We start from the raw sequence: 14,593 nt of genomic DNA on the forward strand, positions 1-14,593 counted from the left end.
TCAGTGTTTCGGCGATCGCGGCCGGGGAGAGCGCTCGTCGAACACGAACAACGCCAGGGCGATCGTCAGCATGAGGGCAACCACCCAGATCGCCCGTAGCCCGAACAACTCGACCGCAACCGCCCCGAGCAGCGCCCCGCCGAAGAATCCCGAGATCACCGCGCCGAACCGTCGGGCGCGGGTTCCGGCCTCCAGATCGTGTTCGACCACCCGATGGAATGCGGCCATCGCCATGCTGCGGAGATTCCCGGTCGTCATGGTGGTGTTGTACGGCGAATCCACCAGTACGCGAAAGGTGGTCACCTGCACGCCGGCAACGTGAGCGAGAATCACCGAGACCACCGCATCGGGCACGGTCGTCGGCAGAAAGCCGACGACGAGGACCACGAGGATCTCGAAGACCAGCACCGCCCGTACCGGTCGCCGCACGATCTTCGCAACCGCGGGCAGCGCGATGAACTCTGCGGTCGCGACGCCCAGGACGAAGGCAGCCAACGGCGGCAGAAAAGCCAGCGCCTCGACCCATCGGCCACCGGCGACGTCGACGCCGAGCAGCACCACGTTGCCTGTCTGTGCCCCGGCGAACACCCCGCCACGGGTGATGAAGGTGTACGCGTCGAGGAATCCACCGACTGCCGCCAGCAGAACACCGAGTCGGACCGATTTCGCAGTTGCGACGGCGATGTGGGGTTCGGGACGAGGCGTGGTCATCGGGAGATCCTGACACGATCGCCGATATTCACGTTGTCGAGGCAAGCAGTGAGAGCAACAGTTCGGCTCGTACCCGCGCCGACGTCAGATCCACCGCGAGCAGTTCCTCGCACCGCGTGATGCGGTTTCGCAGCGTGTGACGATGAACGGACAGATGCGCCGCAGCGGTTTCCCAATGCCCGTTCGCCTCGAGGAACGCCCGAAGCGATCCCACCAGATCGGCGGAATGGGTGCGGTCGTACTCGGCCAGTACCGCGATGGTGACTGCAGCCATGGCACGCAACGACTCCTGCACCGGTTCGGACGCCAACAGCATCGATCCGGTGAACTCGACGATCCGATCGCTCGCGCCGGCTGCGGCGCACGCGAGCGAAGCCTGCTGCAGAGCAACAGGGGTCTCGGAGATGTGACGGCTGGAACTGAGGCCGACGCACACCGACCTCGGCAGTGAATCGAGCAGTCGAGCAACGACATCGGAGTCATCGCTACCGCGCAACAACACCGCGACACCGGCGTCGGTCGTGCGCGCGAACGTGGGCCGCGCCCGGGCCCGGCACTCGGCATCGACCGCCTCGACGACGCGCTCGGCGGGTCCGCGGACCATCGCAACCCTGACGCGAGAGTCGTCGTCGGCCGCGTCCACGAGGTAACTCGGTAGCGCGGTGCCGTCGGGGGCAGGCAGATGGCCGTCCAGTAACAACCCGAGCGCGAGCGTGTTGAGTCGGGACTGCTCGGCGCGCAGACGTGTGGGCTTCTCGAGCTCGAGGGTCACCAGCGACACCGCGTGCCCCAGCAGGATCTGCTCGACACCCGTCACCGGGCCTGCGGTACGGATGGCGAGAAAGCTCGACGCCCCGCCGGAGATCGCGACGGAGTGCAGAGTGACGGTGCACCCCGGTTCGCTGACCGAGACCGTGGCCGGTGACGACGACGGGCGAATGCTGCGGGCGACCTCGCGGGCGCGCTCGACGAGATCGGCTGCGGCGGCGGGATGAAACGATTCGGTGCGATTGCCGATCAGCGCCACCGACGTGGATGTGGCGACGGCCAGTTCGCGAACGATCGCGTCGACGCCTCCGTGCAACGCTGCCCGAGTGATACGGGTCTGGACCGAGGCCGCACGAAGAACCTGCTCGTATTCCTGCTCGGCTATGCGCTTCATGACCGCCCTGATCACGGCGGCGAACGGGGTGTCGTACGGGACCTCGACGACGGGAAGGCCGACGGCCTCGGCCGTGTCGAGAATGTGACGCGGGATCGTGCTGTGGGACAACCCGACTCCGAATCCGAGGCAGGCGACACCCGCGGCCGCCAGGGTCCGGACGTAGGTGGCGAGAGCCGGGCCGTCGGCGTCGAAGCCGAGCCCGGTCGTGAGAATCAGTTCACCGCCGGACAGCCAGGGGCTCGGATCGGTGAGCTCGGTCGCCTGCGCGAACGTGATCGGCACACTGCTGCGCTCCGGTCCGCCGCGATGACTCAGGCGGAGGTGTTGCTGCCTCAGCAGCCAGGACATCTGCATGCTCACCTGTGGAACTGTAGCGCTGTGCCTGCCGAAATGGAGTGTGATCCAGCCCTGATGTGTACGAAATGGCGTCGTGCTGTCTCGCTCGGAGAGTCGCATACTGACTGCACAAGCCCACACGAAAGGTGCGACCATGGCCTCGATCGAGTACCGACTTCCGCAGGAACGCAAGATCGTCACCGCCTTCCCCGGTCCGAAGTCGGCGGCGTTGGCGCAGCGCCGCAAGGCCGTCGTCGGTGCAGGCGTGGCGTCGACGCTGCCGGTGTACGTGGCCGATGCCGACGGTGGCGTCGTGGTCGATGTCGACGGGAACTCGCTGATCGACCTCGGGGCCGGAATCGCAGTGACGACAGTCGGTGCCTCGAACCCGGCAGTCGTTGCTGCAGTGCAGGATCAGGTCGCACACTTCACCCACACGTGTTTCATGATCGCGCCGTACGAGGGGTACATCGAGGTCGCCGAGAAGCTCGCCGAGTTGACGCCGGGGGATCACGACAAACGCAGCGTGCTGTTCAACAGTGGTGCCGAGGCAGTCGAGAACGCCGTGAAGATCGCACGGCACGCCACCGGGCGGTCGGCCGTCGTCGTGTTCGACCACGCCTACCACGGTCGTACCAATCTGACGATGGCGCTGACCTCCAAGTCGATGCCGTACAAGAGCGGGTTCGGGCCGTTCGCCCCCGAGGTCTATCGGGCCCCGATGTCCTACCCGTTCAGGGAGGGCCTGAACTCCGACGGTTCCGCGGTCACCGGTGCCCAGGCGGCGGCGCGAGCGATCTCCGTCATCGACAAGCAGATCGGCGCGGGCAATCTGGCCGCGATCCTGATCGAACCCATTCAGGGTGAGGGCGGCTTCATCGTGCCCGCAGAAGGATTCCTGCCTGCACTGGCGGACTGGGCACGCGAGAACGGCGTGGTGTTCATCGCCGACGAGGTACAGGCCGGATTCACCCGCACCGGCGCGTGGTTCGCGAGCGAACACGAGTCCGTCGTGCCGGACCTGATCACCATGGCGAAGGGGATAGCAGGAGGAATGCCGCTGGCCGCGGTCACCGGCCGGGCCGATCTGATCGACGCCGTGCATCCCGGTGGACTCGGTGGAACCTACGGCGGAAACCCCGTCGCCTGCGCCGCGGCCCTGGCGTCCATCGAACAGATGGAGACACTGAACCTCAACGCCCGAGCCCGCGACATCGAACGAATCGTGTTCGAGCGACTGAATGCGTTGAGTGCCGAGGTCGGCATCATCGGTGAGGTGCGTGGCCGGGGAGCCATGCTTGCGATCGAGCTCGTCGTGCCGGGTGGACGTGAGCCCAACCCCGAGGCCACCAAAGCCGTTGCGGCGGCGGCACTCGCGGCCGGGGTGATCGTGCTGACGTGCGGTACCTACGGCAACGTCATCCGGTTGCTGCCGCCACTGGTGATCTCCGACGAGTTGCTCGGTGAAGCGCTCACCGTGCTCGAAGACGCGCTGCGCGCCGTGGCACAGGAGAACTGACATGTCGGCTGTCGACCTGATCTCCAAGCTGCCCACCGAACTGTGGCTCGGCGGCGTGCAGACTCCCTCTGCGTCGGGCGCGCGATTCTCGGTGCTGAACCCGGCGACCGGCGAGGAGTTGACCACTGTCGCCGACGCCACCGCAGCCGATGGCATCACCGCGCTCGACCTTGCCGCCGAGGCGCAGCCGGGGTGGGCGGCGACGCCCGCTCGTGAGCGTGCCGAGGTTCTGCGGCGCGCCTTCGATCTGCTGCAGGAGCGTGCTGCCGACTTCGCTCTGCTGATGACACTCGAAATGGGAAAGTCGTTGGCGGAGAGCCACGGCGAGGTGAAGTACGGCAGCGAATTCCTACGCTGGTTCGGTGAGGAGGCCGTCCGGGTCGGCGGTCGGTTCACCCCCGCTCCTGCGGGCAACGGTTCGATCCTGGTCACCAAGTCGCCGGTCGGTCCGGTCCTGGCGATCACCCCGTGGAACTTCCCGTTGGCCATGGGCACACGCAAGATCGGGCCGGCGCTGGCGGCGGGGTGCACCGTCATCGTCAAACCGGCCGAGGACACCCCGCTGACGATGCTTCTGCTCGGGCAGGTGTTCGCCGACGCCGGGTTGCCCCGTGGCGTGCTGTCGATACTCCCGGCCTCCGACGCCGCGTCCGTCACCGGACCGTTGATGGACGATCCGAGGCTGCGAAAGATCACGTTCACCGGTTCCACCGGGGTGGGAAAACTGTTGGTGCGCAACGCTGCCGATCGTCTGTTGAGGACGTCGATGGAGCTCGGTGGCAATGCCCCGTTCATCGTGTTCGACGACGCAGACGTCGACGCCGCTGTCGACGGAGCGATGCTGGCCAAGATGCGCAACGGCGGCGAGGCGTGCACGGCAGCGAATCGTCTGTACGTCGCCAACTCGGTGCGCGAGGAATTCACCGCGAAGCTGACCGCACGGATCGACGCGCTGACCGTCGGTCCCGGTGATGCGGACGGTACCGACATCGGGCCGCTCATCAACGACAAGCAGCGTCGAACGGTCACCGCACTGGTCGACGACGCCGTGGTGAAGGGAGCCCGAGTGCGCACCGGCGGAGCCGCACCCGAGGGACCCGGATTCTTCTACGCGCCGACGGTGCTCGACCGAATCCCGGCCGACGCGAATCTGTTGCAGGACGAGATCTTCGGGCCCGTCGCGGCAATCATCGGATTCGACACCGAGGACGAGGCCGTCGCCGCAGCCAACGACACCCGGTACGGGTTGGTGGCCTACTTCTACACCGAGAGCCTCGACCGAGCACTGCGGGTGTCGGCAGCACTGGACACCGGCATGGTCGGGGTCAACCGCGGTGCGATCTCCGACGCGGCCGCCCCGTTCGGTGGCGTCAAGGAATCGGGCTTCGGCCGCGAGGGCGGGTCGGAGGGCATCGAGGAATACCTCGAGACCAAATACATCGCTCTACGGTAGAGCTGCACGTTTCGCTCCACCCCAGGCCGTGGGTGCAGGATGCCCCTCGATCCACGACCGGGAGTGGAGCGTCGTGTGCCGAGATCATCGCCGCATTTCTCGGTCCAATTCGTAGCGGACCGCGTCGAGGAACTGCTCGGTGGTCAGGTAGTGCTGGTCTTCACCGATCAGTGTTGCGAGGTCCTTCGTCATTCGACCGTCTTCGACGGTCCTCACGACGACGTGTTCGAGTGTGCGGGCGAACCGGCCCACGTCGGGCGTTCCATCCAACTTGCTGCGGTGTTCGAGGCCGCGAGTCCAGGCGAAGATCGACGCGATCGGGTTGGTCGACGTGGGTTCACCGGCCTCGTACCTACGGAAGTGGCGTCGCACGGTTCCGTGGGCAGCTTCGGTCAGGCATGTTCTGCCGTCCGGTGTGAGCAGGATGGACGTCATCAAGCCAGGTGAACCGAATCCCTGTGCGACCGAGTCCGATTGCACGTCTCCGTCGTAGTTCTTGCAGGCCCACACGTACCCGCCTTTCCACTTCATGGCCGACGCGACCATGTCGTCGATGAGGCGGTGTTCGTACGTCAGTCCGGCTGCCTCGAACTCGGTCTGGAACTCGGTCCGATAGATGTGCTCGAAGACGTCCTTGAATCGGCCGTCGTACGCCTTCAGGATGGTGTTCTTCGTCGACAGGTAGACCGGATAGTTCTGCTGCAAACCGTAGTTCAACGAGGCCCGCGCGAAATCGATGATGGACTGGGTGAAGTTGTACTGACCCTGCACCACTCCGCCGAGGCTTTCGTCGGTGAACCTCACCAACTCGTGCTGTATCGGTTCGCCTCCGTCGTCGGGGGTGTAGGTGATGGTGACGGTACCCGGCCCGGGCACGGTGAAATCGGTGGCGCGGTATTGGTCGCCGAAGGCGTGACGCCCGATTACGATGGGTTCGGTCCACCCGGGCACGAGTCGGGGAACATTCGAGATGATGATGGGGGCTCGAAAAATAGTCCCTCCGAGTACATTCCGAATGGTGCCGTTGGGCGAGCGCCACATCTGTCGCAGAGCGTACTCCTCCACTCTGCCGGCGTCGGGTGTGATGGTGGCGCACTTCACGCCGACACCGTGGTTCTCGACAGCTCGTGCAGCGTCGACGGTGATCTGATCGTCGGTGGAGTCGCGGGACCGTATTCCCAGGTCGTAGTACTCGAGGTTCACGTCGAGATACGGAAGGATCAGATGATCCCTGGTGTAGTGCCAGATGACTCGGGTCATCTCGTCGCCGTCCAGTTCGACGACGGTGCCCTCGACTCGGGTTTTCGGCTTCGGCATGAGAGGTAGGTCCCTTCAGTGGACTCTGCACTGCGGCAGGGTCATTCGTTGTATCCGAAGATCGAGTTCCACGCAGTCTGATCCTCGGCGGAGTGGGTGGTCGATTCCTCCGGGGTGATCCGGTGCACCTTGGGATCGGTGAAGTCGGGGAGCTGAACACCGAGAATGTTCGGCGGATCGACGTCGGTCCGTACCGAGTATTCGCCGAGGTCGGTGAACACCCGCTGGCCGCGGGTGGAGAGGTTCCAGTTCATGAATACCTGTGCGGCAGCAAGATTGCGTGCGGTGTCGGCAACTCCCGTGTAGTAGTCGTACGAGGTGACTCCCTCGTCCGGTACGACGAAATCGACAGGAGCGTTCTCGTTGTTCGCGATGTTCACGCTGCTCACGACGACGGTGCCCGCGTTGATCTCGCCGCGGGCCAAGGCATCGAGCTGGGCACCGATCGAGTCGAACACTCGCGCCTCCGAGGAGTATCTGCGGAGGTAGTCGTCGCCGAGAACATCGCGCTGAAATCGAGTCAGAGCGAGCGCGCTTCCGCCCGAACCGGCCTGCGCGATACCGAGTTTGTCGTCCCAACGATCCTCGAGAAGAGAATTCCACGACGTGGGGGCGTCGGCGTCGTCGACGACAGCGCGGTTGTAGCCGAAGGTGTAGATCGGGTTGAACGTGCGGAAATATCGGTTGTCGTCGAACGAGACGTCATCCTGCAGATTGTCCGCAGTACCGGGCAAGTAGGGCTGGAACAGTCCGCGCTCGGCCAGACCCCGAACGAATCCGGGGTCGGAAATCCGGATGACGTCTGCATCGAGGCGACCGGTACTGTATTCGGCCGTGAGGCGTTCGTAGAGCCGATTGGAGGTCAAGCGAACGAGTTTCACCTCGATACCGGTGTCGGCCTCGAACTGTTCGAGCACCTCGGATTCGGTGTCCTGGGTGTATCCGCTGTACAGCGTTATCGTGCCCTCGGATTCTGCGCGCGACCACAGATCCGGGTCTGCGATCTGCTCGCCGTCGATCACCAGAGCCCCACCTGGTTCGGTGATGGACGCGGCCGACCGTGCCAGCGATGGGGCCTGCGGTGGTGGACTGCATGCGGTCACCGCGGCGACCGCGATCGCGCACACTGCGGCCCCGAACCGCCGGATCGTCGATGTGGTCATCTACTTGGACTCCTTTGCGCCGAATCGGCGGGACAGTGCAGCAAGAACGCCGATCACGACGCAGTAGAGCAACCCGAGTTCGGCTGCCGATCGGATGGATCCGTTGTCGTAGGCGTCGAAGATCGCTATGGACAGCAGTCTGGTGTCAGAGGTGAAAAGGAACAGGGCCGCAGTCAATTCGCGCATCGACAACATGAGCAGCAGCAGAAAGGTCGAGGACAGCCCGATTCGGAGCAGGGGCACTGTCACGAATCGGATGGCCTTTGCTCGGCTCGCGCCGAGCATCACTGCGCTGTCCTCGAGGTCCTGGTCGAGCTGAACGATGGAGGAGGACACTCCGCGGTATCCCTGCGGCAGGAAGACTGCGATGAATGCGACGACGAGGACGGCGAGAGTTCCGTAGATCGGCACCGGCAACGCCAGCCAGGTCCAGAGCAAACCCAGCCCGAGCACGATGGCGGGAACTGCCAACGGCAGCATTGCCAGGTACTCCAGCACCGATCGTCCGGGCGACCTGGTCCGGTACCGGGTGTACGCCAACGCAAAACAGAAAGTCGTGCCTATGGCCGCGGTCGACACACCGACGATGACACTGTTGAGCACAACGTTGTGGAAGTCCGGGTCCTGAACTGTTTGCCCCAGGCTCCACAGGGACAATGCGCCTGCGTCGAACAACTCCCCGAATCGGGCCAGGTACGGGCTGGTCTGGAGCGACGCCACCACGAGGGCTCCCATCGGGAGTGCCACGGCGAGAACGAAGTACAGCCATGCGAGAGCGGCGGCCGGCCAACGCCAGCCCCGAAGTGGCACCTGTCGTGCGCGCACTCCCTTGCCGCTGACGGTTGTGTATTCCTTGCTGCCGGTCACTCTGTTCTGCAAGGCCACGACGATCACGAGCAGAACGGTGAGGACGACGGCGATGGCTGCCGCGTCGTTACTGCGGGCAGGCGCAGCGTTCATGAGTCGATAGATGAGGGTGGGCAGGGTGTCCACGCCGCCGGGTACACCGATGACCTGTGCGACGGCGAAGTTCTCGACGGTCAGGGCGAACACGAGTATGCCGGATCCGATCGTGGCAGGAAGCACGAGCGGAAAGGTGATCTTGCGGAGCATCTGGGTGAGCCCTGCCCCGTGCAGGCTGGCTGCATCTTCCAGATCCGGATTCATCAACGACAACGCCGAGTGAATCATCAGGAACGGATACGGAGCGTAATACAGGCCGAGAACGAAGATCATTCCGGCGAAACTGTAGATGTCGACGAATCCGGGGAGTCCGAGGGCAGTCAGGGCGAGATTGAGGTAACCGGTTGCGGGGCCGGCGAGCAGAGCCCACGCCAGCGCACCGACGAGCGACGGCAGGAACAGTGGGGCAATTCCGATGCCGTAGATCAATTTTCGACCCGGGATGTTGGTTCTTGCGGCCAGGAACGCCAATGTCGCACCGATGAGGAGGGCGAGAATCGACGATCCGATTCCGACGATCGCGGAGCTCCACATCGCCTCTCGAGCCGACTGGCGTCCCAGTAGAGCGAAGTTGTCGAAAGTGAAGTGACCGAAGTCGAAGACGTTGCTGCGGTCGGGATTGTCGGTGAAGGCACCCATGACGATGAAGAACATCGGGCACAGGACGATGAGCGCGAGAAGCGCGAGTTGGACGAGTGTCGGAAGGCTCCGCCGCAGCCGACGGTTGCGGGTGCGCGACACCGAGACGCTCGGCGTCGGTGCCGGTGCGTGCCGCGGACGGTCGGTGGTGGGGGCGCTCACGAGTGAGCCCCGACGAGTTGCGTGCGGTCGTCGACCAGCAGCTGTGCGGCTCCGGGTGTGATGTCGACGGCGACCCGTTCTCCCACGTGCAGCGCCCGTTTCGCGGCCCCGGTGGCGAGGGCCTCGATGTTCGGCCCGCCGTCGAGAGTGATGCGGTAACGAATGGACGCCCCCTGGTAGCTCGCGACGTCGACACGCCCTGCCCAACCCACTCCCGTAGCCGGCTCGTCGTGTACGGGCGTGACGGTCATGTCCTCGGGACGCAGGCACACGAGCAGTCGGTCGGCATTGTCGGGCACGGTGGCATCGATTCGGACCGTGAAGTCGTGGTCGGTGAGCGTGACTGCTCCGGACATGCCAGGAGTGGGTGAGCACGCGAACAGGTTGCCCACGCCGAGGAACTCTGCGATCGACCCACTGGCGGGCGCGGTGTAGATCTGATCGGGTGCGCCGCTCTGGACGATTCGGCCGTTCTGCATCAGCGCGATGCGGTCGGCCAAGGCGAATGCTTCCACCTGATCGTGCGTGACGTAGATCGTGGTCAGGCCGAGTCGCAGTTGTAGTTCACGTAGTTCCATTCGCAGGCGTTCGCGCAGACGCGCATCGAGATTGGACAACGGCTCGTCGAGCAACAGGACGTTGGGGCGCATGACCAGGCTCCGTGCGAGGGCTACCCGCTGCATCTGGCCACCGCTCAACAGGCTGGCTCCGCGCTCGGCCAACTCACGCAGCCCGACCAGATCGAGTGTCTCGTACACGCGGGAGACGAGTTCGTCCTTACCGACTTTCTGCATCTGCAGCGAGAATGCGACATTCTCGAACACGGTGCGATGAGGCCATACCGCGTACGACTGAAACACCATTCCGACGTTGCGCTTGTTGGGCGGTACGGTTCGGCCACTGGATGAATCGTGCATCACGTTGTTGCCTATGGTGATTCGTCCTTCGTTCGGACTTTCGAGACCTGCGACGCAACGCATGGTGCTGGTCTTGCCGCAGCCGGATTGACCGAGTAACACGAGCGATTCTCCGTCGGCAATCTCGAGATCGAGGTCGCGGACGACGGTGTTCTTTCCGTAGGCGAGGGTCAAATTCTCTATCGATACCTTCATGGGAATTCCTTCGACTTGTCGGTTCTTCTCAGACCCGAGACTCGACGAGCTGATGCAACGCTCGAATATCACTGTCGTCGAGCGTGATCCCGTCTCGGATCTGCTCGTGGTAACGCGCCATCTCGTATTCGCCCGGTAGTCGAACGGGATCGGCGGGATCTGTTGCCGGAACCGAATGCAACCGATCCCCGAAGTCCTGGACGCGCTCGTGCAGATCGGGCCCGGAGAGCAGCAGCTCGGTGTCGACGAGGACGAAGAAGTGCCCCAGGTTCTGGGCCCGCTCGGGTGAGACGCTCCATGAGCTGACCTTGTCCAGATATGCCGCACCGGAAAGTAATCCGGCGAACAGGTCGACCATGACCGCCAGCCCGTATCCCTTGTGGCCCGCGATGGGCTGCAGGAACCCCGAGAGCGCAGCGCTCGGATCGGTCGTGGGGTGGCCTGCGCTGTCGGTGGCCCACGTGGCGGGAATGGTGCGGCCATCGGTTTGCGCGGCCCGAATCTTCGCTCGTGCTGCGACGCTCAACGCGATGTCGAGAAGAATGGGGTCGCCACCCGGATTGGGGACACCCCATCCCATCGGGTTGTTGCCCACCCGGGTGGCCTTCCCTCCGGACGGTGCGATGGTGGTCGTCGCATTACTGGCGATGATCGCCGCGAATCCCTCCGAAGCAGCCTTGAAAAGGTACGGCATGACCGGCCCGAAATGGTTGCTGTGCCGTGCGAACGCCGCTCCCACACCGCATGTTCGGGCACCGTCCATGGCTGCGGTGAGTGCAGCACTACCGACCAGAGGTCCCACTGCGTTGGCACCGTCGATCAGCGCGAGAGCGGGGGCAGGTCTGGTGGTGGTGACGTCGGCGCGCGGATCCATGCCCCCGATCGCGGCGCGGTCGAGGTACTGGGGGACCCGTTGGATTCCGTGTGTGTGGATGCCGAACAGGTCGGCCAACACGAGGACTTCTGCGATGGTCCGAGCTGACGCCTCGGACATGCCGCACGTGATCAGTGCTCGCGATGCGAGATCTTCGAGTTGGGCGGCGGAAACCGTAACTGTCGACATGGTGCCATGGCTTTCTGTGCAGTCGGGGAGTGTCGAGGAACGTTCGCGGAACAGGTCCGGTGAACGGTGGCCTATGGCCTGGATCACTCTCGAAAGCCACTATGGCAGCGCCGATAGATAAGTAGTAGTCAAGGTTTCTTGAGTCCGACATAAGTGATGCTAAAGTTGGGTAGATGAGGGCCGATTTGACCCGGCTGCAGATCTTGTCGGCTGTCGGACGACACGGATCTATGGCCGCGGCAGCCGACGAGCTGAGATACACCTCGTCGGCCATCTCGCAGCAAATCAGCAAGTTGGAGTCCGAACTCGCCGTCGAGCTCGTCGAGCGACATGCACGCGGTGTGCGCTTGACCGAGGCCGGGCGAGCGGTTGTCGTGAGGGCACGCGCCATCGACGAGCAACTCGACGGGATGAAAGACGATCTCCGTGAGCTCGCCGAAGGGTTCACCGGGACAGTTCGCTTCGGAGTATTTCCCACGTTTGCCGCGTCGTTGTTGCCCGACGTCGTCATCGGACTACGTGAGGCGCACCCGGGAATTCGTCTGTCGATACATTCGAGCCGAATCGCACCTTTGCGGGAGTTGCTCGAGACGCGGCAGCTCGATCTGGCGCTGACGTGGGACTATCCGTGGAATCGAACCGTCGACGAAGGTCTGACCGTTCGCGAAATTCTCAGCGACTCAACGGTATTGATTGTTCGGCGTGATCACGAACTGGCGCACGCGGATACGGTCGAGCTCTCGGATCTGAGCAACGACGACTGGATCGTGCGAGCTGGAGGTCACCCCACCACAGAGCATCTCTGGCGCTGTGCCGACACCGCCGGCTTCACGCCGACGGTGGCGGTCGAAGCGAGCGACTATCAGGAAACGCAGGCCATGGTCGCCGCGGGTCTCGGTGTCACGCTGTGCCCCCAACTCGCCACCAGCTACGTCCGCGGCGAGGTCGTCGTCAAGCGGCTCGCCGCGTCCGTACCGGCACGGCGGATCTGTACGGCTCGTCCGTCGGACGTCAAACCGTCCGTTGCCAGTCTCCGCCTGGAAGGGCTGCTTCATCGGGTCGTGAAGGGATACAACCTTTCTCAGGGGTAGTCCTCCGACAGGCCGTCGTCGGTGCGGGATGCCGGAGGGATACCACCTCTCAGCCCTGGGCGGCCGCGATTCGATCCTCGGCCAGACGATCGGCCGCTGCCCCGAGCAGGATGCCCTCGGCGCGGGCGATGGCGAAGATGCCCGTGACGGTGTCGCGGATCTTGCCGATCGTGGCCATCACCTGAGCCGAATCCTTGCCGCGCAGTTCGCCTTCCACCTGGATCAGGCCGCCGGCGTTGGCGACGTAGTCGGGTACCCAGACGATTCCGCGGGCAGCCAGCATCGCTTCGACGTCGGGTGTGAGCAGTTGATTGTTGGCCGCGCCGCAGACGATGGACGCCGACAACCGGGCCACCGAGGACGCGTCGAGAGTGGCACCCATGGCGCACGGCGCATAGACGTCGATGTCGGCACCGATGATGTCGGATCCCACGGTGACACCGGGGAAGTCGGCGACGATGCGATCGAGGGCAGGCGGATAGGAGTCGCTGACGACCACCTCGGCACCGGCTTCGCGAAGCAGTGAGACGAGGTTGTAGCCCACCTTGCCCGCGCCCTCGACGCCGACACGCTTGCCGGTCAGATCGTCCGAGCCCCATGTGGATTCGGCTGCGGCCAGGAGTGAGAGAAAGACTCCGAGCGCAGTCTGGGGGCCGCTGTCGCCGGTGCCGCCGGCGGTGGTGTTCTTGCCGACGACGTGCGCCGTCTCCTCGGCGATGATGTCGAGATCGTCGCTGTTGGTGCCCACATCGCCCGCGGTGACGTAGGTTCCGCCGAGCGACTCGACGAATCGGCCGTACGCGCCCAGTAGCGTCGGGGTCTTGATGGCGTTGGGGTTACCGATGATCACTGCCTTTCCGCCGCCGAGATCGACTCCCGCGACGGCCGCCTTGTACGTCATTCCGCGGGAGAGGCGCAGCACGTCGGTCAACGCTTCCTGCTCGGAAACGTAAGGGTAGAAGCGAGTTCCGCCGAGAGCCGGACCGAGGACCGTGGAGTGGACCGCAATGATCGCGCGCAGACCGGTGTCGGGGTCCTGGCAGAACACGACGCGTTCGTGTGCGCAGTCGCGCGGCATGTCGGGACGATCGAAGACGCCGGTCGCGGCGGGGAAGGAATCGGACGAGGTGCTCGATGCGGCGGGGTGGTCGGCAACGACGGACACAGGCGGTCTCTTTCGGGTGATGAGGCGGCGGTACCGGAAATGGGTGGTATCCGGAATTCGTGTCCCCGAAGGGTGTCGTGAACGTGCACGCTGGTCAACCGCTGTTGCCGAGAATGTGCATGTTGCACGGTGCATCTCGGATCGACCGAGCCGGGATGGTCGGGCTGCTCAGCGACGACCGTCCTCGGCGAGTTGTTCGAGCAACGGCTTGGTGCGGTACTGGATCAGCTCGCTCATCGCGATGGACATGTTGGTGCGCTCCACCCCGGGGATGTCCAGAATGAGACCTGCGATGCGGTACAGGTCGTCGGCATCGACGGCCGCGATGCGGATGTGCATGTCCGCGGCCCCGGACAGCCCGAACACTTCGAGCACTTCCGGGATGGTGCGAAGGTGTTGGGTCACTGCGGCGAGCGTGTGTTGGTTGACCTGCGCGGTCACGAACGCCTGCAACGGGCGTCCCAACGACTTCGGTGGGATGCGGTGATCGATGGGCGTGAGCGATCCCTTGTCGTCCCAACGGCCGAGGCGCGCCTGCACGGTGTTGCGGGACAGCCCCAACGTGGTGGCGAGTTCGACGCCGGTGGCGCGCGGTTTGGCGCAGAGGGCGAGGAGGAGTCGGGCGTCGGTCTTGTCCAGATCGGTCATTGCGCACTTCCTGTCGCTCGGTCGTTACCCAATATTGTGCACACTGCGCAGTTGTGAAGTCATCACTTGTGCAGGGTGGATGTCGG

The 14,593-nt window shown here is 64.4% G+C and carries 12 protein-coding genes; 3 read left to right on the plus strand and 9 right to left on the minus strand.

Features of this window, described 5'->3' with window-relative positions:
* The gene (locus tag CH249_RS16860) at positions 1-711 is read right to left on the minus strand and encodes a YoaK family protein (RefSeq protein WP_094681559.1); all 711 of its coding nucleotides are present in this window, start codon (positions 709-711) and stop codon (positions 1-3) included.
* Positions 712-739: 28 nt separating this feature from the next.
* Positions 740-2,230: a PucR family transcriptional regulator gene (locus CH249_RS16865; protein WP_256988356.1), complete on the minus strand. Its 1,491-nt coding sequence runs from the start codon at positions 2,228-2,230 to the stop codon at positions 740-742.
* 136 nt (positions 2,231-2,366) lie between these two features.
* On the opposite strand from CH249_RS16865, the gene gabT reads away from it, so the two are divergent.
* Both gabT and CH249_RS16875 read left to right on the plus strand, forming a co-directional pair.
* Positions 2,367-3,731, plus strand: coding sequence for a 4-aminobutyrate--2-oxoglutarate transaminase (gene gabT / locus CH249_RS16870; protein WP_094681583.1), 1,365 nt, complete (start codon positions 2,367-2,369; stop codon positions 3,729-3,731).
* Position 3,732: 1 nt separating this feature from the next.
* Positions 3,733-5,184 (plus strand): NAD-dependent succinate-semialdehyde dehydrogenase, encoded by a 1,452-nt coding sequence (locus CH249_RS16875; protein WP_094681561.1) that lies wholly within the window; start codon positions 3,733-3,735, stop codon positions 5,182-5,184.
* Positions 5,185-5,268: 84 nt separating this feature from the next.
* On the opposite strand, the gene CH249_RS16880 is transcribed toward CH249_RS16875, so the two are convergent.
* Genes CH249_RS16880 through CH249_RS16900 form a run of 5 tightly spaced genes read right to left on the minus strand, consistent with a single transcriptional unit; the run spans position 5,269 to position 11,603 of the window.
* The gene (locus CH249_RS16880) at positions 5,269-6,501 is read right to left on the minus strand and encodes an NADP-dependent isocitrate dehydrogenase (RefSeq protein ID WP_094629369.1); all 1,233 of its coding nucleotides are present in this window, start codon (positions 6,499-6,501) and stop codon (positions 5,269-5,271) included.
* Between the two features lie 41 nt (positions 6,502-6,542).
* The gene (locus tag CH249_RS16885; protein ID WP_094645430.1) at positions 6,543-7,664 is read right to left on the minus strand and encodes an ABC transporter substrate-binding protein; all 1,122 of its coding nucleotides are present in this window, start codon (positions 7,662-7,664) and stop codon (positions 6,543-6,545) included.
* Positions 7,665-9,428 (minus strand): iron ABC transporter permease, encoded by a 1,764-nt coding sequence (locus CH249_RS16890; RefSeq protein ID WP_094629367.1) that lies wholly within the window; start codon positions 9,426-9,428, stop codon positions 7,665-7,667.
* Positions 9,425-10,540 carry an ABC transporter ATP-binding protein gene (locus tag CH249_RS16895; RefSeq protein WP_094681562.1) on the minus strand — a complete coding sequence of 372 codons (1,116 nt, stop codon included), beginning with the start codon at positions 10,538-10,540 and terminating at the stop codon, positions 9,425-9,427. The genes CH249_RS16890 and CH249_RS16895 overlap by 4 nt, the downstream gene beginning before the upstream one ends.
* A gap of 28 nt (positions 10,541-10,568) precedes the next feature.
* The gene (locus tag CH249_RS16900) at positions 10,569-11,603 is read right to left on the minus strand and encodes an Ldh family oxidoreductase (protein WP_094645427.1); all 1,035 of its coding nucleotides are present in this window, start codon (positions 11,601-11,603) and stop codon (positions 10,569-10,571) included.
* A gap of 173 nt (positions 11,604-11,776) precedes the next feature.
* Here CH249_RS16900 and CH249_RS16905 point away from each other — a divergent pair, with 173 nt between their 5' ends.
* On the plus strand, positions 11,777-12,694 hold the full coding sequence (locus tag CH249_RS16905) for a LysR family transcriptional regulator (protein ID WP_094656484.1): 918 nt from the start codon (positions 11,777-11,779) through the stop codon (positions 12,692-12,694).
* A gap of 49 nt (positions 12,695-12,743) precedes the next feature.
* On the opposite strand, the gene CH249_RS16910 is transcribed toward CH249_RS16905, so the two are convergent.
* Positions 12,744-13,859 (minus strand): Glu/Leu/Phe/Val dehydrogenase, encoded by a 1,116-nt coding sequence (locus CH249_RS16910; RefSeq protein WP_373453518.1) that lies wholly within the window; start codon positions 13,857-13,859, stop codon positions 12,744-12,746.
* 168 nt (positions 13,860-14,027) lie between these two features.
* On the minus strand, positions 14,028-14,507 hold the full coding sequence (locus tag CH249_RS16915; RefSeq protein WP_032397602.1) for an Lrp/AsnC family transcriptional regulator: 480 nt from the start codon (positions 14,505-14,507) through the stop codon (positions 14,028-14,030).
* Between the last annotated feature and the right edge of the window lie 86 nt (positions 14,508-14,593).

Origin of the sequence: Rhodococcus sp. 05-2255-3B1, assembly GCF_002258545.1 — a bacterium.
Lineage (GTDB): Bacteria > Actinomycetota > Actinomycetes > Mycobacteriales > Mycobacteriaceae > Rhodococcoides.

Coding starts and splice junctions, on each gene's coding strand:
- CH249_RS16860 (WP_094681559.1), bottom strand. CDS start 711: ATGACCACGCCTCGTCCCGAACCCCACATCGCCGTCGCAACTGCGAAA.
- CH249_RS16865 (WP_256988356.1), bottom strand. CDS start 2,230: ATGCAGATGTCCTGGCTGCTGAGGCAGCAACACCTCCGCCTGAGTCAT.
- gabT (WP_094681583.1), top strand. CDS start 2,367: ATGGCCTCGATCGAGTACCGACTTCCGCAGGAACGCAAGATCGTCACC.
- CH249_RS16875 (WP_094681561.1), top strand. CDS start 3,733: ATGTCGGCTGTCGACCTGATCTCCAAGCTGCCCACCGAACTGTGGCTC.
- CH249_RS16880 (WP_094629369.1), bottom strand. CDS start 6,501: ATGCCGAAGCCGAAAACCCGAGTCGAGGGCACCGTCGTCGAACTGGAC.
- CH249_RS16885 (WP_094645430.1), bottom strand. CDS start 7,664: ATGACCACATCGACGATCCGGCGGTTCGGGGCCGCAGTGTGCGCGATC.
- CH249_RS16895 (WP_094681562.1), bottom strand. CDS start 10,540: ATGAAGGTATCGATAGAGAATTTGACCCTCGCCTACGGAAAGAACACC.
- CH249_RS16900 (WP_094645427.1), bottom strand. CDS start 11,603: ATGTCGACAGTTACGGTTTCCGCCGCCCAACTCGAAGATCTCGCATCG.
- CH249_RS16905 (WP_094656484.1), top strand. CDS start 11,777: ATGAGGGCCGATTTGACCCGGCTGCAGATCTTGTCGGCTGTCGGACGA.
- CH249_RS16915 (WP_032397602.1), bottom strand. CDS start 14,507: ATGACCGATCTGGACAAGACCGACGCCCGACTCCTCCTCGCCCTCTGC.